At 43.8% G+C, this 22,481-nt stretch carries 16 protein-coding genes; 7 read left to right on the forward strand and 9 right to left on the reverse strand.

What is annotated here, in order from left to right:
• Positions 1–197: methylenetetrahydrofolate reductase (locus tag PLE34_RS19310; protein ID WP_324559633.1), on the reverse strand; the 197-nt coding region annotated here is incomplete at its 3' end.
• 196 nt (positions 198–393) lie between these two features.
• Here PLE34_RS19310 and lptB point away from each other — a divergent pair.
• Positions 394–1,191, forward strand: a complete 798-nt coding sequence (gene lptB / locus PLE34_RS19315) for an LPS export ABC transporter ATP-binding protein (protein ID WP_324559635.1) — start codon at positions 394–396, stop codon at positions 1,189–1,191.
• Between the two features lie 86 nt (positions 1,192–1,277).
• Here the strand turns inward: lptB and PLE34_RS19320 are convergent, their stop codons facing one another.
• The 5 genes from PLE34_RS19320 to PLE34_RS19340 form a co-directional block, all read right to left on the reverse strand.
• Complete coding sequence (locus PLE34_RS19320; protein WP_324559637.1) at positions 1,278–2,489, reverse strand: GIY-YIG nuclease family protein; 1,212 nt, start codon at positions 2,487–2,489, stop codon at positions 1,278–1,280.
• Positions 2,479–3,699: a DEAD/DEAH box helicase gene (locus tag PLE34_RS19325; protein WP_324559638.1), complete on the reverse strand. Its 1,221-nt coding sequence runs from the start codon at positions 3,697–3,699 to the stop codon at positions 2,479–2,481. Before PLE34_RS19325 ends, PLE34_RS19320 begins: the two co-directional genes overlap by 11 nt.
• Positions 3,700–3,702: 3 nt before the next feature.
• On the reverse strand, positions 3,703–4,446 hold the full coding sequence (locus PLE34_RS19330; RefSeq protein ID WP_324559640.1) for a DEAD/DEAH box helicase: 744 nt from the start codon (positions 4,444–4,446) through the stop codon (positions 3,703–3,705).
• A 126-nt stretch (positions 4,447–4,572) separates the two neighbouring features.
• Complete coding sequence (locus PLE34_RS19335; RefSeq protein ID WP_324559642.1) at positions 4,573–6,231, reverse strand: RNA-binding domain-containing protein; 1,659 nt, start codon at positions 6,229–6,231, stop codon at positions 4,573–4,575.
• The gene (locus PLE34_RS19340; RefSeq protein WP_324559644.1) at positions 6,228–8,942 is read right to left on the reverse strand and encodes a DNA methyltransferase; all 2,715 of its coding nucleotides are present in this window, start codon (positions 8,940–8,942) and stop codon (positions 6,228–6,230) included. Before PLE34_RS19340 ends, PLE34_RS19335 begins: the two co-directional genes overlap by 4 nt.
• 221 nt (positions 8,943–9,163) lie before the next feature.
• Here PLE34_RS19340 and PLE34_RS19345 point away from each other — a divergent pair, with 221 nt between their 5' ends.
• The 4 genes from PLE34_RS19345 (at position 9,164) to PLE34_RS19360 (ending at position 13,671) form a co-directional block, all read left to right on the forward strand.
• Entirely contained in the window at positions 9,164–10,672 is a 1,509-nt protein-coding gene (locus tag PLE34_RS19345) for a GH3 auxin-responsive promoter family protein (RefSeq protein ID WP_324559646.1), read from the forward strand.
• 70 nt (positions 10,673–10,742) lie between these two features.
• On the forward strand, positions 10,743–11,498 hold the full coding sequence (fabG, locus tag PLE34_RS19350; RefSeq protein WP_324559648.1) for a 3-oxoacyl-[acyl-carrier-protein] reductase: 756 nt from the start codon (positions 10,743–10,745) through the stop codon (positions 11,496–11,498).
• 83 nt (positions 11,499–11,581) lie between these two features.
• Positions 11,582–12,427, forward strand: coding sequence for a mechanosensitive ion channel family protein (locus PLE34_RS19355; RefSeq protein ID WP_324559650.1), 846 nt, complete (start codon positions 11,582–11,584; stop codon positions 12,425–12,427).
• Positions 12,428–12,525: 98 nt separating this feature from the next.
• Complete coding sequence (locus PLE34_RS19360) at positions 12,526–13,671, forward strand: TolB family protein (RefSeq protein ID WP_324559652.1); 1,146 nt, start codon at positions 12,526–12,528, stop codon at positions 13,669–13,671.
• A 206-nt stretch (positions 13,672–13,877) separates the two neighbouring features.
• Here the strand turns inward: PLE34_RS19360 and PLE34_RS19365 are convergent, their stop codons facing one another.
• The 3 genes from PLE34_RS19365 to PLE34_RS19375 form a co-directional block, all read right to left on the reverse strand.
• Positions 13,878–14,519: a SanA/YdcF family protein gene (locus PLE34_RS19365; protein WP_324559654.1), complete on the reverse strand. Its 642-nt coding sequence runs from the start codon at positions 14,517–14,519 to the stop codon at positions 13,878–13,880.
• 136 nt (positions 14,520–14,655) lie between these two features.
• Positions 14,656–15,939 (reverse strand): amidohydrolase family protein, encoded by a 1,284-nt coding sequence (locus PLE34_RS19370; RefSeq protein WP_324559656.1) that lies wholly within the window; start codon positions 15,937–15,939, stop codon positions 14,656–14,658.
• Positions 15,940–15,973: 34 nt separating this feature from the next.
• Positions 15,974–19,006: an amidohydrolase family protein gene (locus PLE34_RS19375; RefSeq protein WP_324559658.1), complete on the reverse strand. Its 3,033-nt coding sequence runs from the start codon at positions 19,004–19,006 to the stop codon at positions 15,974–15,976.
• A 213-nt stretch (positions 19,007–19,219) separates the two neighbouring features.
• Between PLE34_RS19375 and PLE34_RS19380 the strand changes: the two genes are divergently transcribed.
• Together PLE34_RS19380 and PLE34_RS19385 are read left to right on the forward strand one after the other, a co-directional pair.
• Positions 19,220–21,442, forward strand: a complete 2,223-nt coding sequence (locus PLE34_RS19380; protein WP_324559660.1) for a ligand-binding sensor domain-containing protein — start codon at positions 19,220–19,222, stop codon at positions 21,440–21,442.
• 32 nt (positions 21,443–21,474) lie between these two features.
• Positions 21,475–22,481: ligand-binding sensor domain-containing protein (locus PLE34_RS19385; protein WP_324559662.1), on the forward strand; the 1,007-nt coding region annotated here is incomplete at its 3' end.

Here is a 22,481-nt window from a genome sequence, read left to right on the forward strand (position 1 = left end):
TCAAAGCTGCTGTCGGCCTTTTTCTTAAAGATATGCTCTGCCCGGTGATAGGTTACATTAATAAATGAAGGCTTGAATTCCATTAACGGATCTAAGTGATCGTAAATAGAATTAATGGTTTTGCCCTTTAAGGGAGGTAATATTTCAAAAGATACCAATGTTCCTTTAGCCTGGCGCAGGTGTTCTGTAACTTTCATTGTTTTAACTGTGCATGATCAAAATAGTTTGCAAACATAGTTTAAAGGAGGCATTTAGAAAACAGCAGCGTAAAACCGGGAAGCAGCGTATCTCCTGCAGGGGTAAAAGCCTTCCTTCCAAATACCTGTTAAAGAATACACCGGAATACACAGCAATTAGCGGCTATCCTGTATTTTTGCCGCAAATGTTTGCAACTTGAGCATTACTATACATACCAGCAATTTAGTAAAACAGTATGGCAGCCGCACGGTGGTAAACCAGGTGTCGGTAGAGGTAAAACAAGGGGAAATAGTAGGCCTGCTGGGCCCAAACGGCGCCGGAAAAACCACTACTTTTTATATGGTGGTGGGCCTCATAAAGCCGGATGAGGGAGAGGTGTTTCTGGAAGACAGGAATATTACCAAACTGCCGATGTATAAAAGAGCGCAGATGGGTATTGGCTACCTGCCGCAGGAAGCATCGGTGTTTCGCAAGCTAAGCGTGGAGGATAATATTGCCGCTGTGCTGGAAATAACAAAGCTGAGCAAAGCCGAACAAAAGAGGAAGCTGGAAGACCTGTTAGATGAATTTCACCTGCATCACGTGCGTAAAAACAACGGCGACTCCCTCAGTGGCGGAGAAAGACGCAGAACGGAAATAGCCCGCGCTCTTGCCGTTGACCCCAAGTTTATTTTATTAGATGAACCCTTTGCGGGCGTTGACCCGATAGCCGTGGAAGATATACAGGCGGTGGTTGCCCGGCTGAAATACAAGAACATCGGTATTTTGATCACCGACCACAATGTAAATGAAACCCTTTCTATTTGCGACCGGGCCTATTTGCTTATTGACGGAAAGATATTTAAGCATGGTACCGCAGAAGAGCTGGCCGAAGACGACCAGGTGCGACGGCTTTACTTAGGAAGGAATTTTGAATTGAAACGCAAGGATTATTTGCACGAGGAGGCCATAAAAGCGATGGGAGAATTTCCGGCAGTGGAGCCCGGGGAGTGAGTAAAAAGGAAGAATCGATGATTGCGTTTTATTTTACTACCATTTTATACTCTCTTTTTGGGAGACAAAAGCATTATAATTTTTCTCTATTTTTCAACAACCTCCCCATTCTCTGTATCATATTTATATTTGATGATCTCTCCATTTAAGATAAGCCGTATAGCTTCTTCAATTACCTCAAACGGCACTACAAACCATTCTCTTGGCATTAGCCGTTGTCCTTGTTCAGTAAATAAATCAATATTTAAGCAAGCTGAAGCAAAAAACCGGTGCAGCAGTTGTTCTAATTTATCAGCATTCTGGTTATAACAGGCGTAGCTGGCAACTTTTATTACATCTGCAAATAAATAGGTTGCTTCGCTTTTAGCATTTCTTATCCGTTCTTCAATCGCAGTAGTGGAAAAGCCAATTTTATACAGATCTTTAATAGCTGCTATTTCAGGATGGGTTGATTTGGATTTCAAAACGTAAATCCAACCTGTTTGAATATCCTCCTCTTTTACCCAACTTTCGTTATCAAAAAACTCATCTTGTATTGATTCATAGGTATTGGTTATCAGCTTTCCGCTATTTTGAATTTGCTTGCCCAAGGACCGATATAGCATATTGCTATATGTTCCATTTTCAAAAATAGTTCTTGTACGGCCATCCATTTGAACTCTATTGCCTGTATTTATTCCTCTTAGCTTCTCGTCTAAATTTGCTGATTCGAGATAAAGCATCACGCCATCCACAATATAGAAGTTCCCGGGTTTTAAATTTTTTTCCAGGCTATAAAATGGTAATAACTTTCGCTTTCCTTCTTTGATTTCCTGGTGTACTTTTTGGAACATTTCCTCATAGGGCTTAAAATCCTTCTCCTTCATTGGTTTTCGTTGTGCTACAAAATCCGCTTCGGCCCTTTCTTCCTCTTTAGGAATATGCTTATACTTAAAAATAGCCAGGTCTTTGCCTGTATCTAATAAGCCAAAATCATCGTCATTCAATATATCATCAATAGAAGGTTTTTCCATTTCTACTTCACCTAAAAGATTGTGCCTGTCAAATGGTTTTACGATTCTTTTTTTCTGCTCGTCCTGCCTAAAGTTTTTCAGCTTTGCCAAAAACCCATATTCAGACATACTGGAAGCATTCGGCTCCCTGCCGTTTTTGTCGAAAAAGGTATTGATTTCTTCAAAAGAATCAATAAGCCTGTCCTCCTCGGATTTGATATTTGAGACTTTGGCTTTTGAATCTAACAAGCCAAAATCGTCATCATTAAAGATATCGTCCAACGATATTTTTTTGTTACTGCTCATTCAATGCCCTTTGTCTTTTTAGCTCACGCAAAAATATTAAAGCTTCTGCCATTCTTCGCTGCTTGGGATCAAAAGAACGAATATCAGGGGCTTCTCCGGTTTTTTCTCTCCATTCCTTTATTTTGGGCCAGAGTAAAATAGCTTCTTCCTCAGTCATTTCTATTTTAATGGATTGAATATGCTCATCAATCAGTTTCAGCACCTGGGTAGTGACAGATTTTGATAAAATTTCAAATGCCTTTTGAAATGGATTTACCTGGTCTATCAGGTCAATGTGTATATCGTCTATATTTACAAAGCTGCCTGCCATCCTGATAAATTTTTTATCCCCCTGTATTTCTATGATACTGTTTTTTATAACAGAATCCACTACTACGTGCTGTCTTACCGCTTCCACATCTTCTTCGCTTAAATCAGGATAAACCTCTCGAATAATTTTGGGGATCAGTACCGTGTTTATCACTTCCGGCTCTACATTTCCCGGCATGGCTTTCAACATCTGGTCGTCCTGTAAAATTCTTGCTTTTAAATCGTTCAGGTCGGTTTCAATAATATCTTTGGCTCTTTGTGAAGTAGGCAGCTTGAAGCCTCTTATTTTAATGGTGTGCTCGTCTTTATCATCACTTTCTTCGTCATCATTGTCATCACTTTTGAGTTTAAATTTGAAATTGGGCGCTAACACCTGTTCCATTAGTAACGATGCCGTAATGGCTTTCAGCATATTGTTTACTGCTACTTTCACTTCCCCGTTTTCTGCATCGGGCTGGGCAATCAGGTTGGTAAACTGCGCATGTGTTTTATTACTGCTATCCCGGGTAGCCCTGCCTATTATCTGAATAATCTCGGTTAATGACCCCCTGTAACCTATCGTTAGCGCATGCTCGCAATAAGGCCAGTCAAAACCTTCTTTTGCCATCCCAAGAGCAATGATGATATCAATGTCTTCGGGAGCTTTTACCTCTCTTAAATAAGCCGTTATTTTATCTCTCGATTTTGGATTATCGTTTACCAAATCGGCAACTTTCAGCATTTTCCCGGAACGTTTGCTTTTTATATATAACACGCCTGTTTGTTCATCCTGATAATCTAAGTCGCCCAAAACGTCAATAATGTGGTTTACCTCTTCGTACTTCTCTCTTGATGATTCGGCAGCGTTTACATTGGGTATATGAATAATCGTTTTTTTGTTTTCATCTAAAATCTCTTCCAAAGCCTACACCGGTCTGTCAGGCTGTTTTTTAAAGTACCTGCCCGTATAAAAATGATAGCCTATTCCTAACGATTTTAAGTATTCATATCCGTTTAACTGCTCATAATAGTTGTAAGTAACTTTAGTAAACCTGGCTTCGTCTTCGGGCAATAGCACCGGCACGTTATCTCCCCTGAAATAAGAACCGGTCATTGCTACAATATGGGCATTTGAGTTTGCCATTATGTTTTTCATTACTTCGCCCAAACGATTATCTCCGTCTGCCGATACGTGGTGAAACTCATCTATGGCAATCACAGTATTGTTCAATTTTTTTTCGTCTAATCCATCAAAAGCAAAGCGAAGTGTAGCGTGGGTGCATATCAGAATCTGTTCATCGCTTTCCAGAAATCCGAGAAATGCTGATACTTTGCTTTTCTCTGAACCGGGGGTACACAGGTTATATTTCGGATGGGGATTCCAGTCGGCAAAAAAACCGTATTGCTTCAACCCGGTTGAGCTAAAGGAGGCCCCGATTGCTTTTTCGGGAACCGCAACAATTGCTTTCTTAATGCCCTGGTTCTTCAGCTTGTCTAAGGCGATGAACATCAGCGCCCTCGATTTCCCCGAAGCGGGCGGGGCTTTTATCAAAAGATATTGCGCGGTTCGGGCCGCGAAAGCTTTTTCTTGCATTTCACGCATGCCGTACTCATTGGTCTTTTTGCTTTTGCCGGTTTGGTTATATTCTACTTTTATCAGGTCTGGCATTGCTCTTTCCTTTAAAATTTTTAAAAACCCCTGCTTTGTTTATCTAAATTACAAAAACCAACACATTGATTATCAAGAAGTTAAATTATTTCTTTGTCTAAACTTTATCTAATTTTATCTAATTTTTTAATTGTCCTTTTTAGATAAACTTAAAACCCATACAGAATTACGTTTGGTTCCCTGGTTTTCAATCGTTTTATCCTTTTTTGACATAGCATATACAATATTCCTGATTTTATTCTCTTTCTTCTTTTTATCTAAAACTGATGGAAGTAAATCCAAAATTAATTCATGAATGTCTTTTTTTGATGCATGACCATATTGCCGGATATATTCCAATATCATCCGCTTATAATGTTCGTCCTTAAATCCCCTCTGCTTAATATAAGTGGCTTTTTCTCCGGTTACATCGGCTACGGAAGATGAGATATAGTAATTTGGTTTTCTTCCTTCGATCAACCCTTTTACTTTTAACCCCTTTGCTTCATCATCGGTGATGCTTTTACTTTTAACTATTTTATCTAACAAAATAATTTCACCCAGCGACAAGTCAGGCATTTGTGCCAGTTTGATGGCGTATTTCATGTCCAGCACCCTGCCTATGATAGTTACCTGCACTTTGTTTTTGCTCAGGTCATAATCGGGTAAAGGGAAAAACTTTTTTCGCTGAATAACGAACATTCTTTTTATACCGCTTCCTGTAGTATCTATCATATTTAAATTGAGCATGGCATTGGCCAAAAACGGATTACGGTACCTTGATTCAGGCGCATCCGATTTTATTACACGCTCTACCGATTCCGGTATAAATGAGCCGGCATTGCTGAAGGTAAGCATAGCATCTTCCCGCTCCACTACATTTATTTTCCCGTTCAGCGTATAATCCTGATGGGCAATACAGTTGTTTAAGGACTCACGAATGATATAAGGGTCAAACTGATCAACTTCATCTGGGAAAAGACTATCATCTTTTATGTACCTGTATTTAAGGTTACGGATTTTGTCTTTCACTTCGTTTACTGCCAGTATAAGCGGGCAACTAAAATGAGCATAGTCTTTTTCAATATTGTCTTTATCCCGCAATATCCAGCTTATTTTAGCCTGTGCAGGACTGATAAAATGGTCTGATTCCGGTTTGCCCAACAATAAAATTGCCGCACGGGTTATTTTACCCTGTATGGTTACTTTGGCTTTGTTAAGGAAAGTGTCGTCATCCCATTGCAGGATTTCCTGCCCATTCTTTTTGTTTTTCTCAATGTATTGCTTCCGGGCAAAATCAATGGCTTCTTTTGAAAGATCGGCAAGGGTGGCGGCATGAATTATTTGTGCCGACCAGTCAAAGGCTTTGTTTTGCATGCGGATAATGTCAAACTCCCTGTCGCTTAATGCACCCAAACTTTCCCCGTTCCTGCCATAGTAATGTCCTTTCCATGAAACAGGCTGCCCCTGGGGTGCAGCAGGTATTTTACAAAGGATTACCGTTTTGCCGTCTTTTTCTACTCGCTCTGTTTTATCAAATGACAGCCGTGGACTGGTATGCTGTGCCAGTTCGTTTTTATACTCATTCAGTTGGTTGTCGTTGATGATAGTGCTAACAATCGTCCTGTCGTTTTTTACGCCTAATACCAACCATGCATTTTCTGTGTTTTTTAAGTTGGCTTCGTTGCTTAACGCAGAAAAATATTGCCCCAATTTGTCTTTGTCATATTGGGTCTTTGCTTCTTTAAACTCTACCACCTCATTTTCGGCAGATAAAGTCAATAGCCTGTTGAGTATGTCTGTCATTGCGTCTCTTTCTTTTTTCGGGATTTCTTCTGCTTCGCAAACAGCGTATCTTTCTTTGTCATCTCCTCATACATTTTAAACAAATACTCCAACCGCTCCGTATCTGAAGTAAATGGTTGTAAGCGGTAACATTGCTCTACGGCTCTATCCAATTCTTCGTGTGCCTGTTTTAAACCTTTGGGCATTGTACCGGGGTTGTAAAGCTGTGCCATTGTTTTTTCAGGGTGTTTGGCTCTTTCATCTAAAATGGCAAATACATACAGGTTTAGGTTTTCCTTTTGTTTAGTGCTAATATCGGGGAAGGGAAATGTATTGTAACACAGCCTGGCTGAATACCTCAATCTTTCTTCTAACTTGCCGCCTACAGCGCGTACCCAAACCATGTGCATTTTGGAATGGATAACACCAAAAAGCCAGGGCTGGGCATCGTAAACTGCCATTGCAGAATCTGCGATAATAGTATCGCCGTTATAAAAACCTAATGGTATATACTCTCTGTTCTCAGAAGAGTGCCTTGGAACTAGGATTGCATCCGAATATTGATGCCTAATTTCTCCGAATTTGTGTGCTGATACCGCTAATTTTCGTGTAGCTTCGCGACTGCTGTTTAATCGATATTCTCTAACGGAATCGACTCTATTTGATATTTCTGCAACCTGTATAGCTTCCTCAACTTGATTGTCATGTATCCAATAACAATAACGCTGGTTTCCTTTAAGAAATTCGGAACTTCCGATAAATGATTTAATAAACTTTCTTGATTTCTCGTTTTTTAGTCTTGCCGCATCATCTTCTTCTAACAGCAGAAATCCTCCGTCATTTGGCATATTTCCAAAACTCATTTCAGCAACCTTAGAAATTGGCTTACTTCTTCCTGTAATAATAATATTGGCATAATCCAGTAAATAAGGGTTTATGTTTTTAGCTTCTTTTCTAATATTTCCTGCAAACAAAAACTTTTCCTCGTTTGAAGCGTTACGAAAACTTAGAATAATTACGGTAACACCTGCATTGCCTTTGGCATTGTTGGACCATTTGAAAGACTGATAAGCAAATCCAATTTCAATTTTATCGGAAATAAGATGTGGCCAAAGCAAAGCTACTTGCTCACCCTGACAAATTGAATTGGTAGTTACAAAGGCTACTTTTGCATTAAGCGCTTCTATGTAATCTTTTGCTTTGTAAAACCAACAGGAGATATAGTCCATATTATTGTATCCATTAATCCCGTGGAATACAATAGCCATATCCGTTTTTTGTTCTTTATCCTGCAACCTTGCCCCAAAATAAGGTGGATTACCTATGATATACACCTCATCTTCTTTTCCAATCGGGCAAACGTCTTTCCAATCTACACGGGCAGCGTTGCCCTGTACTATTTTACCAGCCTGTTTCAGGGGCAAAATGGGTTTGCTTTTTCCATAGCCTTCCAGGCGCTCATCAAATACCCGGTTCATCTGGTGCTCCGCCAGCCAAAGTGAGAGGATGGCCATTTCATGGGCAAAGTCGTCTAATTCTATTCCATAAAACTGGTTTAAGCCGATAGAACTTGTAAAAGCATCGGTAAACAACGGTATTTTTTCTAAAGCAATAAGCTGCTGAATGATTTTTATTTCCAGCACCCGCAGCTCTTTGTAGGTGATAATTAAGAAATTACCGCTGCCGCAGGCCGGGTCAAAAAATTTGATATTGGCAATGCGGGCAATCAGCTTTCTTAGCTGCGTGGCATTATTTTGATGCTTTTCAAATGCCTCATACAACTCATCCAGAAACAGGGGTTTAATGAGCTTTAAAATATTGGGCACTGAAGTATAGTGCATGCCCAGGTCGCTGCGGTATTCGGGTATCACCACCGCCTGTATCATAGAGCCGAAAATATCGGGGTTGATATCTTTCCAGCTCAGTTCGCCCAGTTCAACCAATATTTTTCGTGCTTTGGCAGTAAAAACTGGTGAATCAATTTTATCTTTAAACAAGCCGCCATTTACATAAGGGAATTTGGCCAGATAATTCGAAAAACCTTTGCCGCTTTCGGTATTCAGTCTTTCAAAAAGCCGGTTCAAAAACAAATGGGTATCGCTTCCGTTTTCGGCCGTATGCTGCACCAACGTATTGGTAAAAATGCTTTCTTCTTCAAATATTTCCGTATCCTCCGCAAAGAAGCAGAACAATAACCTTGACAGGAAGATATTCAGGTTATGTACGCTTTCTTTGGAATGGTATATGTCGTGATTTTCATTAATCAGCAAATCGTATAACTGTGCCATCTTGTAGGCTGCATTCCGGTCGGCTTCATTGTCGTTGGTAGAATGATACACTTCACTGCCTGCAAGCGGTAAGAAGAAATTGAAATACCTGGGTAATTCCTCAATGGGAATGTCTAAGTTTTTCCCCAGCTTCAGGTCTTTTGCTACCAGCGTTTTATAATCAGTAAGAATCGCGAAACGGGGCGTATGCTTCCCTATTCGTTCCTGCTTTGAAATAGTGTCAATGGAGCTAAGCAATTTTTTGGTCTCTTCCTTTTTGAAGAATATCTTTTTTTTGTACAGTATTTCACCTTCTATTTTTGAAAGGTTGAAATCACCATTTTTTAGCCGCGTAATGGAAGTCTTGGAAATACCATAGGCCAAAAGCAGGTCAAAAAGAAAGTTCTCTTTTGAAAAGTTTTCAAAAATGCGTTTTACGTTATTTTCTATCTCGTGGCTGTTCATTTTCTATATAGAGTTGAAATCTGCGACAAGCACAATGTAGCCTATCCGCTTTGATATTTTATACTGTTTCGCATAAAGATATAAAAACCATAACCCGGAGCAATTACGAAAAGCCACCAGTAATTGCTATAATGAATATTTTAAGGGAAATGGCGGGTGAATAATCGCTGCAAAGAATTACTTTCTCATTTATCGTAAATGCTTTATTTTGCTGAAATTCAATGGGAATATTAAGCACAACCATATCGCAACTGGCCCGTATGCGCCTGTGGCGTATTGAAGCATGGGTACAACACCCTATAGCATCACAGCGGGAGGTACTGCAGGACCTGGTTACCTCGGCACAGTATACGGAGTTCGGCCGCAAGTACAATTTTTCTTCCTTATTTTCTACACGCGACTTTAAAAAGGCAGTACCCGTACACGAGTACGACGACCTGAAACCTTATATACAGCGTATGATGGATGGTGAAGAAAATATTTTGTGGAATACGCCTATCCGCTGGTTTGCCAAAAGCAGCGGTACTACCAGCGATAAAAGCAAGTTCATTCCCATAAGCGAAGAAAGCTTAGAAGACTGCCACTATAAAGGCGCCAAGGATACGCTTACCATGTATTATAATTTCAATCCCGATTCGGACCTGTTAACGGGTAAGGGGCTAGTCATTGGCGGCAGCCATACGATAAACCAGCTAAATGAGGAGATCCATTATGGCGACCTGAGCGCTGTGCTTCTGCAAAATTCTCCTGCCTGGGGACAATGGATCCGTACGCCTGAGCTGTCTATTGCCCTGATGGATGAATGGGAAACCAAAATTGAAAAGCTGGCCGAAACCACTATTACAGAGAACGTTACTTCCATTTCAGGCGTACCCACATGGACGCTGGTGCTTTTTAAAAGAATACTGGAAATAACAGGTAAAAGCTGCATTGCCGAAGTATGGCCATCGCTGGAACTGTACATTCACGGCGGCGTTTCGTTTACCCCTTACCGCGAGCAGTTCAGAAAAATAATAGGAAAGGACATTTACTATATAGACAGCTACAATGCCAGCGAAGGATTTTTTGCTGCGCAGGATAAGCCGGGAGAAGAGGGTATGCTGCTGTATTTGGATCACGGCGTGTTTATGGAATTTATGCCCATTGAGGAATATGGAAAAAAAGATCCGCAAACCATAGGACTGAGAGCTGTAGAAACCGGTAAAAATTACGCCCCGGTGATCAGCACCAACGGAGGGCTGTGGCGGTATTTGCTGGGCGACACCATACAGTTTACTACCCTGTACCCTTTTCGCATTAAAATAACCGGGCGCTTAAAGCACTTTATCAATGCTTTTGGTGAAGAAGTGATTGTAGATAATACCGACAAAGCAGTTTCCATGGCCTGCGAAAAAACAGGCGCCATTGTAAATGATTATACTGCCGCCCCTGTTTACTTCAGCGATAATGGAAATGGCGCACACGAATGGCTGGTGGAGTTTGATAAGGAACCTGCCAGTCTGGATCATTTTACCTTTGAATTAGACAAAGCGCTGCAAAGCATCAATAGCGATTATGAAGCAAAGCGCTATAAAGACATTGCCCTTCACCTGCCCCTGCTTCACATGATGCCTAAAGGATTATTTAATGAATGGCTGAAAAGCAAGGGCAAGCTGGGTGGTCAGCATAAAGTGCCGAGACTGAGCAATGAACGAACGCTTATTGAAGAAATCCTCCGGTTCAAATTATAATACGTGACAGCGGAAGCCACACAATTTTATATTCTTTCTGTTATCTTGCAGCAATAATTCAGTAATATTCATGAAACTACTCAACAACAAAGTAGCTATTGTAACCGGCGCCGCCCGTGGCATCGGGGAAGCCATTGCACTAAAGCTTGCGGCACACGGCGCGCATATTGCCTTCACCTACGTGAGCAACAGCAGCAGCGAAAAAGCCGCCGCGTTGCAGGAAAAGCTGCAGGCGCTTGGTGTAAACGCAAAAGCCTATCAAAGCAATGCGGGCGATTTTGCGCAAAGTGAAACGCTGGTGAATGATGTGCTTAAAGCATTCGGATCCGTTGATATTTGCGTAAATAACGCCGGCATTTCAAAAGACAACCTGCTGCTCCGCATGTCGCCCGACCAGTGGGATGAAGTGATCAATACCAATCTCCGGAGTGTATTCAACATGACCAAACAGGTTATCCGCCCTATGATGAAAGCGAAGAGCGGCAGCATCATCAATATGAGCTCTATTATTGGCATTACAGGTAATGCCGGGCAAAGCAGCTACGCGGCCAGCAAGGCGGGCATTATCGGGTTCACCAAAAGCATTGCCAAAGAAATGGGCAGCCGTAATATCCGCTGTAATGCCATAGCCCCCGGCTTTATTGAAACCGATATGACCGGATATCTGAAAGAAGGCGATGCCGCAGATAAATACAAAAGCAGTATTCCCCTGGGCCGGTTTGGCACGGGAGGAGATATTGCGGATGTGGCATTATTCCTGGCAAGCGACTGGAGCAGCTATATAACCGGACAGACGATCAGTGTTTGCGGAGGATTGAATACTTAACGGCATTTTTTTTACTTCGCTTCTTCTTATATGCAACTCATCTTATACAGGCAACGTCTGTAAGAATATAAAATTGATTGCATATGAGATATTTCCTCTTACAATCTGATGACCTGCTGAGCAAAGGAACCAACATCGCCTCAAAATTTATTGACCTGGCCATTGCATACACGCCAAAGATCCTGGGAGCGATCATTTTTTTCCTTATCGGCAACTGGATCATTGGCCGACTGGGTATACTGCTTCGCAAAACCCTCACTACACGTAAGTTTGATCATTCCCTCCAATCCTTTCTGGTTTCCTTTTTTAAGATTACCTGTCAGGTTTTATTAGTCATTACTATTTTTGGGATACTGGGCGTAAATACCTCCTCGTTCGCGGCGTTAATTGTTGGTGCAGGCATTGCTATCGGCTCTGCGCTGAATGGCACGCTGGGTAATTTTGCAGGCGGAGTTATGATGCTGATATTCAAACCCTTTAAAATAGGTGATATTATTGAGGCACAGGGCGCAACCGGAGCCGTTACAGACCAGGGTGTATTTAATACTACCTTGCTTACACCCGATAATAAAACCGTTATACTGCCCAATGGACCGCTTTCAACCGGAGTAATTACCAATTTTAATACGCATGGTAACCTGCGGGTTGATCTGAGCCTGGCTATAGCACTCGATGTACCTGTAGAAAAAGCACGCACCGTAGCCATTGAAGCCATGTTAAAGCATCCGAAAGTATTAAAAGATCCCAAGCCCGAAGTAAGTGTATTGAAAATAGGAGACGGCATGACAACATTGGCCATTCGTCCTTATACTACGCAGTCTGATTACTGGGATGTATATTTTGGTGTACAGGAATCTGTAAAGGCTGCTTTTGATGCAAATGATATTGCCGCACCTATACCCCACAGACTTATTATACAAAAGCAATAAATGTTGATCACTAACACAGCGAAAGCTCCGCCTGTTTGCGGGGCTTATTTTTTGCCATATCCCGGCGTATCTTTGCAGCAGCAAATAAAACAACAATAATGAGCAAAAAACGCAAAGGCATCTTTACCGCCCTGATATGGCTTACAACAGCATTCGCCGGAACCGCATATGTTGCACCAGTTCCTTTAAACGTTCCAACAGACCTTATTTCGGCAATGGCTCAGCTTCGGCCTTTCACCGACACCGTGCATTACCCTGAAGAAAAGCATTTTAAAAATATACAACAGCTTACTTTTGGCGGCGACAACGCTGAAGCATACTGGAGCTATGATAGTAAGTATCTTGTATTTCAGCGTACTAACCCTAAGGAAGGATTGAACTGCGACCAGATATTTATTGGCAAAGTGCCCCGGCACGCCGGTGAAAAGTTCGAATATAAGCTGGTAAGCACAGGCAAAGGAAGAACCACCTGCCCCTTCTTTACCAAAGATGGCAAGCATATTATTTACGCATCTACGCACCTGGCGGCCGATAGCTGCCCGCCTATACCCGACCGGAAAAAATACGGCAACAGGTACATTTGGCCTTTATATAACAGTTATGATATTTTTATGGCCGACCTGGATGGAAATATCGTAAAGCAGCTTACCCATGCGAAAGGCTATGATGCAGAAGCCACCCTTTCACCCGATGGCAAAAAAATGATCTATACCAGCGATAAAGATGGCGATCTTGAGCTTTATATAATGGACCTGAAATCGGGAAAGGAAAAAAGAGTTACCCATACAATAGGATATGATGGCGGCGCGTGGTTCAGCCCCGATGGCAAAAAATTAATCTGGCGGGCTTCCCGTCCCCAAACAGAAGCGGAAGTAAAAGAATATAAGGAGCTGCTTGCCGAAGGCCTGGTGGCGCCTACCAATATGGAAGTTTGGGTGGCCGATGCAGACGGCAGCAATGCCCGGCAAATTACAGCATACGGACAAGCCAACTGGGCGCCCGCTTTTATGCCCGACAGCAAACACATCATTTTTGCCTCCAACCACGAATACAAAAGAGGGTTTCCTTTTAACCTGTATACCATTAACGGAGATGGCGGCAACCTGCAGAAAATAAGCCGCGACAAAGGGTTCGACGCTTTCCCCATGTTTTCTCCCGATGGTAAAAAAATTGCTTTTTGCAGTAACCGTAATAATGGCGGCACAAGAGATACCAATATTTTTATAGCAGATTGGGTAGAGTAAAAGTTAATTGGCCAATTGATCTCGTATTACATCTGCCAGGGTATGTATTACGCCACAAATACACGAATAAATCTATCAAAACACATTAAATATTCGTGTATTCGTGGCTATTTTGAATTGTATTCGTAAATCGGCCCGCCTGCGGGCTGCTGGAATTCGAGGCATAAGTGCTCATCATAAAAAGGCTTCATATTCGGCGGAGCCTTTCAGGGAATATTCACTTTTTCTCCCAGAAATTTTGGCTCAGCACCCGTTAAATAATCAATAAATACTTTTACCCTGGCTAATTTTTCCCGGAACTGCACTTTAAAGCCGCCGCGTGCATTCACATCTCTTGCATTAAAACCTATGGCAGCAATGCCTTCCCGCGAAGCGATATAAATGGCTCTTTCATTTTGAAATGGCTGTGAAATTACAGTTACGGAATCCTGTCCGAAAATGGCTTTAAGCCGAACCATGGAATCGAACGTTCTGAACCCGGCATAGTCGGAATAAATACAGGCAGAATCAATTCCCGCTTTCAGCAAATCCGCCCTCATTAATGCGGGTTCGTTATAATAAATGCTGCTGTTATCGCCACTGATAATAATGTAAGTGATCTTCCCCGCCTTTAGCAGCCGAACCGCTGCCTCCATGCGGTAGGTATAATAAGGATTTAAAAAACCTGCCACCAGGTATTTTGATGTGCCCGGTAATAACCCCGTTTTGTTGTACGGTATATCTTCAATAGTGGAATACAGTTTTCCCCTGGCCGCGTTTGTAATAGCCCGGTTACAGAAAAAAATAGCCAGCAGCACAATAGCCAGCAATGTCAGTAAAGAATATAATATGATCTTAACGCTACGCATAGGGGTTGAAATAACTGCCGGCTCCGGTGACCGGCCTGAAGCAAGATACAAAAATGGATGCAGGGGCTGCTGAATCAACTTTTCTTTACAAAGTGCTTAACAGTATTTTGGTCATAATAGCTGCATGTGCCTGCCCTTAGTTCAATCCATATTTTTGTATATAGCGCTCATACAGCTGTGTTTGTTTGCTGGTAAGGTCTGTCTGCCGCCCCTGTATAAAAGCATGGGTTATAATGCTGGTGCGCATATCTAATATATCGCCTTCGCTTATTATAATATTAGCATCTTTGCCTGCCTCAATGGAACCGGTTCTGGCGTCAATACCCAAAATTCTCGCGGTGTTCAAGGTAATGGCGCTCAGCGCTTCTTCTTTGGTAAGGCCAAAAGCCGCGGCCGTGCCCGCGTTAAAAGCCAGGTTGCGGTACCGGGCATTGTTGGCATTGTCATTCAGGGAAAACAATACCCCTGCTTTTTGCAGTATGGCTGGCGTTTTAAAGGGCTGGTCATAATCTTCATCTTCCGTAGCCGGCAGATGGTGCTCCGCGTTTAATATAACCGCTATATTATTTTCTTTCAGCAAAGGCGCAATTTGCCAGCTTGCTTCACCGCCCACAATTACCACATCGAACCCAAACTCTTTTACAAAATCAATGGCCAGCAGCATTTGCTTTACATGCCCGGCATGCACAAACAGCTTCTGGCTTTTATCAAAAAGTCCCTTTACCGCTTCCAGCTTAAGGTTGGTGGAAGCATGCGTGGTTTCCAGGAGGTAGGCGTGTGCCTCCCTGAAAAAATTTTTGATCTCTTCTGTTTTTTCCAGCGCCTGCCGCATTACCTCTTCCGGTTTAGCTGCAGTTGCCGTGGAAAAAGAAGGGAGGTTAAGATGTATACCATTATCCATTGCATACGCAGCATCTTCCCAGTTCCATGCATCTAACTGCACCACCGAAGAAGTGCCGCTGATGGTTCCGCCCTGCGGCACAGTATTGGCCAGTAAAATGCCATTGGCTTTGAGCACATTGATCATCGTTGAAGCCGCATTGTAGGCCACAATGGCACGGACGTTTGGATTGATATCGCCCAGCTCCCGGTAATCGTTGGACCCACGCACACTGCCCGAAATTTCTTTCAGCCCCAGGTCGCTCTGCGGAAGAATAAGCCCCGGGTATACCTGCTTACCTTTTGCATCCACAACCTTTACATCGCCCAGCGGAATAGCTATACCGGTTCCAACCCGAACGATCTTTCCATCCTTCACTTCTATAGTGGCATTTTCAAGTACCCGGCCGTTTCCCACGTGTACGGTACCGTTAGTAATAAACAATAATCCTTTATACGCTTTCGCAGGGTATACATTGTCCTGCGACCGGGCGCTAAACAGGAAAGTGAACATGGCTGCCAGGAAAACTATTTTTTTCATACCTGATTTTTTTAAATGAAGAAAGGAACCGGTACTACTGCAAGCTGCTATTATCATCGTGCCCGTGATCTTCGTTGCAGCTCAACGTGATATAAGTACTGGGTTTAAACGCGGCTACCGGTGATCCCGATTTCTTTTCTGCCACCATCTTCTGGATGATACGGTTACGCTCAGCCGAAATAACGCCGCGCAGTTGCCTGTCGCGCTCCAGGTCAAAATACATAATGCCATCCACTATTGTTTTCTCCGGTTTGGCATAAATGCTCAGGGGGTTGTCACTCCATAATACCAGGTCGGCATCCTTACCCGCTTTAATGCTCCCGGTGCGATCATCAATATGCAGCGCTCTGGCAGGGTTAAGGGTTACCATCTTCCATGCCTCCGTTTCAGGCACGCCACCATATTTTACGGTTTTGGCGGCTTCCTGGTTCAGGCGGCGGGCCATTTCCGCGTCATCCGAATTGATACATACATTCAAATCCATTTTTTGCATAACAGCCGCATTATAGGCAATGGCATCGGTTACCTCCACCTTGTAGCCAAACCAGTCGGAAAAGGTTGACACATTTGCGCCATGCGCCTTCATCTTATCCGCCACTTTATACCCTTCCAGTATATGCGTGAAGGTATTGATCCGGAAACCGAATTTTTCGGCAACCCGCATAGCATAGGTTATTTCACTCTGCACATAGGAGTGGCAGGTAATGAATCTTTTTTGATGCATAATCTCTACCAGCGCGTCCAGCTCAAGGTCTCTTCTTACCTTAGCGAAAGGATTTGCCGCCTGTTTCTTTTTTCCTGCTGTACTTACGGAGGCCTTTTTCAATGCATTCTCATAATCCACTGCCCGTTGAAAGGCGTCCACGAGCACCTGTTCCACACCCATCCTGGTATCGGGAAAGCGGTTGTTTGCAGATGAGGTGGTGCGTTTTACATTTTCACCTAATGCAAATTTGATGAAGGGGTCCGCGCCTTTGAACTTCAATCCCTCATCATCCGCGCCCCAGCGCAGCTTAATGAGGTGCGATTGTCCGCCAATGGTGTTTGCCGATCCGTGCAAAATCTGGGAAGAGGTAACCCCGCCGGCAAGCTGCCGGTATATGTTAATATCATCGGGGTTCAGGTTATCACCTATACGCACTTCCGAAGTAACAGACTGGGCGCCTTCATTAATGGAAGCCGTGGCAATATGCGAATGCTCATCAATAATACCTGCAGTAAGATATTTACCAGTACCATCAATGATTTTTGCCCCTGCGGCGGAAATATTTTTACCCACCTGTGCGATCTTTCCATCCTTTACGAGCACATCTGTATTGGCTACATTTCCCTCTGCTTCACCGGTCCATACCGTAGCGTTTTTAAAAAGCAGGGGCTCCGGTTTGGGTAATTCATTCCAGCCGTAACTACCAAAGGGATAGGTGATCTTTGCAAGAGGAGCTACATAGCTATGTTGTGCGCTGTCTGCTTTACCGACCGCAGGTTTAATAAAGCCCGCCGACCATAATAACGCGTTCCCTTCCGCATCTTCACCATTTCCTTTCCAGGTACTATCCTTATTCACCACACCGCTCAGCCGTATAACCGGTTTTGCGTTTTTGCCGGGTGTAAAGCTCAGGTTTACTAATTTGCCGTTAAAGCTGAATTTTGCCGGCAGGGTATCGGTATTGATGATACTGGCGGCACGAGGGCTTTTAACCTCCAGCGTATATATTACCTCTCCTTTTGCCGAATGCAATGCAAGCGCATACACGCCTTTTATATCTTCCCACTCCACATCCTGCACCGTATACTTTTCACCCTGCACCCAGTTTTGATATACGATAGTTTTTTCGTGGAAAACAGGGCCCGAAGTAATAAGGAAATTGGCCAGCTTGCCAGCTTCAATGCTGCCCACTTTGTTGTAAACGCCGAGGAGCGTTGCAGGTGTTTTAGTCAGCGCTTCTAATGCTTTCCGTTCACTCAGCCCGTTATCAATAGCGCTACGGATATTAGGCAAAAATTGTTTGGGGTCTTTTAAACCGGCAGGGGTTAAACAAAAAGTAATCCCGGCTTTTTCAAAAGCGGCGGCATTTACCGGCGCCAGCTCCCAGTGCTTTAAATCGTTTAATGAAACTAAGCGGGCATTGTCCGGATCTTCCACATCCATTGCCTGCGGATAGTTAACAGGCAAAATAAATGCTGCCCCGGTAGCCGCCATTTCTTTTATCCGCTGGTATTCATTACCGCCTCCTTTAATAATATATTGTACGCCAAATTCATCTCCTATCCTGTCTGCCCTTATATCGGCCCATTTGTCGCCGGCATCAAACACCTGTGGCAACGGCTGGTTATTGTTCCATGCCTGCAGGCTCAGGTTTACACCTTCGGCGGCCGGGTTATTTTTATACCAGGCCGCATCCAGGTAGGTTTGCCGCAATAAAGCAATGGCGCCCATTAAGCTGGTAGGATAGCTTTGAGTGGATGTGCCTTTACTGAAAGCATAATGAGCCGATGCTTTTTCTTTTATGATAACAAGGTTTTCTTTTTTATCTGCCAGCGCTACCAATGCTCCCGTTCCGCGGGCGATGCCATCCTTGCGGTGGGTTAGCGCTGCGCCAAAACCTATAGCGCGAAAGTCTTTTGCCTTATCGTTATCTGTAACAAACAAAGCGGCGGCATCCGCATCGGCCTTAATGGCCTCGTTCCATCCATAGGCGCCTTTTGTGTTTGAAGTTAACCGGGTAGGGGCGCTGTAACTAAATGCTCCCGTGGCGCTTTGCGGCAGAGGCATGCCATAATCGCTGTACATATCTATAAATGAAGGAACAATATACTTTCCCTTACAATCTACCACAACAGCATCTTTGGGAATAGCAACAGCGTTACCCACGGCTATGATCTTTCCCTTTTGTATAAGCAGGGAAGCGTTTTGCAGGGTAGTTTGCGCGTCCTGCACAATAGTGGCATTGGTAAAAATATAGGTTCCGCTGCGGTCATCGGCTACGCCATTTACCGGAAACGTTTGCTGGGCGCATACGCCCAGGGCGGCTGCACAGCAAAACAAGACAAGTATTATTTTTTTCATATGCAGATGCTTTATACATATATATGAGCAGGAAAGATAAGTTTAAAATTGTTTTTTACCACATCCGCCAGCGCGTTGCCGCAACGTATGAGTATCAAAGCCAGCGCCTGTTCTCTTACCCGTTATTCACCTGACCTTTTTGAAAAAAACCCTTGCCAGACCGGAAAACAAGCCTTCGGGTTACATCATTCATTCACTTTTACCGTTATTTCAATGAGAAAGTATTTATTGTTTACATTCATCGCAGCCACTTCTCTTTTTTCCTGTTCACAAAAAAAAGACGCTGATCATCAAACTACACATACCGATGTGCCCTACCTGCAGGATTACAGCATTAAATATAATATAGCCGACAGCGGTACTGCACTATACAAAGCATATGCCGACCGCAATGGCGTTATACAGATCCTTTCTTCCAAAGGTTTGCTGCATCCTTTTTCCGGCGCCATGCTCTATCCCGGAACACTGGTACCCGATGATACTTACCGCCCCATGAAGGATAAAAAAATTACCTCCATAGGCATATACCAGCACCAACTGGTATACCTTGATGATAAAGCCGTGCTCAGCAACGCATGGGCCGGCAGCTTGTATGTAAAACACAGCCTTACTAACGCTAAGGTTTTTGCAGGCGGCAGCGATTTTGATTTTTTGGTATCCGATGGCAGCGCCCTGCAATACCTTAAAAACACGCAGGTGCTGTGGGAAGGCAAAAGCACCGAACAGGTATTGGATATGATATTTGACAGCGCAAAGCATCGTTTCTTTGTGCTTACTCCCGCACAAATATTTTCTTTTTCTCCTGCAGATAAAAGTTATGCATCCTTCTTTACCGCAGACAGTATTACCTGCTTTACCCTGGCCAACGGCGGAAAGGATATAGTGGCGGGTACCCGTAATGGGTATATCGTTATAGATGCAGCTACCGGAAAGCAAAAAGGGGAAGTGAGCAGGAAGCTGCCATGGACGGAGCTTACCGCTATTACGGAAATAGACGGAAAGCTGTGGTTTGGATCTGCCAAAGGTGCTTTTATGCTGAAAGACGATGGTAAGTTCAATTATTACGCGTCTAAACGGTGGCTGCCTTCAGACGATGTGAAACATATTGCCAAAGGTGATGAAGGCAGCGTGCTGGTGCTCACCGGGGCGGGGCTGGGAAAGATCAGCTTTACCCAAATGACATTGGAGGAAAAAGCGGCTTTTTACGACAGGCAGGTGAGACTCAGGCATATGCGCAACGGGTTTAATGCCACACTTTCGGGCATGAAAGATGGGGACCTTGGTACCGGTCATATGGAAGATTCCGATAACGATGGGTTATGGACCTCCATGTATCTTGGCGCAGAAGCCTTCCGCTATGCAGTTACCAAATCACCCGAGGCATTACAAAACTGCCGCGAATCGCTGGATGCTATGGAAAGGCTTTACTCCGTTAATCCCGTAAAAGGATTTCCTGCACGGTCTTATGAAAGGAAGGGATACAGGCTCCACGATCCGGAAAGATGGATACCCGCTCCCGATCCGGAATGGGACTGGAAATCCACGACCAGCAGTGATGAAGCCATCGGCCATATTTTTGTTTTCGCTGTTTTGGCGGAACTGGTAGACGATGAGTCCATAAAAACACAATCCATAGCGCTGATAGATTCGCTGATGCAGCACGTTATTGATAATGATCTTTACCTGGTTGACTGGGATGGTAAACCCACGCTTTGGGGCAAATGGAACCCGGAATATGTGAATGCCAGGCCTAAAAATGTAGGCGACAGGAAGATCAATTCTTCCAATATCATCGCCATGCTTCAAACGGCTTATCACTTTACCAAAAAAGAGGTATACAAAGAAAAAGCCTTCGACCTGATGAACAACCACGGTTACCTTGAAAACCTGATGCGGCCAATGAAAGAGGTTGGTCATGCCCCCGAAGATGCCGACGACTGGAGTAAAATGCTGTCGGAAGGATGGAATCATTCAGACGATGAAATGTATTTCCTGGGCTACTGGGGCTTATACCGCTATGCTTTTAATGATACCCTGAAAGAAAAGTATAAAGAAGCCATCATTGATCACTGGGAAATAGAAAGACCCGAGAAGGAGGGCGCATGGAATATTTTTACCGCATTAACAGGTGCAAAGGCGTTTGATTTGAAAGAGGCTGTGTGGTACTTACAGGAATACCCCTTAGATATGATTGGCTGGTCGGTGCGCAACAGCGAAAGAAAAGATATAGAGCTGATAGCGCCCAATTTCCGCGGACAAACAACCACGGAAGTGTTACCGCCCGATGAGCTGGATATCAGCAGGCATAATGGCAACCGGTTTGATCTGAATGGCGGCCGCAACGGCACCAACGAATACAGCGCAGGTGATATATGGCTGCTGCCTTACTGGATGGCACGTTACTTAGAAGTGATCAGTGCGCCAGGCAATAAATAAGCTTCATCATTAAGCTGGCTAAAATACGGCAAATGAAAAAATGGCTACCGGCAGGCATAGCTGCCCTGGGGTTGGTTTCCTGTTTGCAGAAACGGCCGGAACAAAACCAGCATGAACAGGCATATACCGATGCACCCTACCTGCAGGATTACAGCATTAAATACAATATAGCCGACAGCGGTACTGTATTATATAAAGCATATGCCGACCGCAATGGCGTTATACAGATCCTTTCTTCCAAAGGTTTGCTGCATCCTTTTTCCGGCGCCATGCTCTATCCCGGAACACTGGTACCCGATGATACTTACCGCCCCATGAAGGATAAAAAAATTACCTCCATAGGCATATACCAGCACCAACTGGTATACCTTGATGATAAAGCCGTGCTCAGCAACGCATGGGCCGGCAGCTTGTATGTAAAACACAGCCTTACTAACGCTAAGGTTTTTGCAGGCGGCAGCGATTTTGATTTTTTGGTATCCGATGGCAGCGCCCTGCAATACCTTAAAAACACGCAGGTGCTGTGGGAAGGCAAAAGCACCGAACAGGTATTGGATATGATATTTGACAGCGCAAAGCATCGTTTCTTTGTGCTTACTCCCGCACAAATATTTTCTTTTTCTCCTGCAGATAAAAGTTATGCATCCTTCTTTACCGCAGACAGTATTACCTGCTTTACCCTGGCCAACGGCGGAAAGGATATAGTGGCGGGTACCCGTAATGGGTATATCGTTATAGATGCAGCTACCGGAAAGCAAAAAGGGGAAGTGAGCAGGAAGCTGCCATGGACGGAGCTTACCGCTATTACGGAAATAGACGGAAAGCTGTGGTTTGGATCTGCCAAAGGTGCTTTTATGCTGAAAGACGATGGTAAGTTCAATTATTACGCGTCTAAACGGTGGCTGCCTTCAGACGATGTGAAACATATTGCCAAAGGTGATGAAGGCAGCGTGCTGGTGCTCACCGGGGCGGGGCTGGGAAAGATCAGCTTTACCCAAATGACATTGGAGGAAAAAGCGGCTTTTTACGACAGGCAGGT

The sequence above is a fragment of the Agriterribacter sp. genome (genome assembly GCF_035445465.1).
Classification (GTDB): Bacteria; Bacteroidota; Bacteroidia; order Chitinophagales; family Chitinophagaceae; genus Agriterribacter.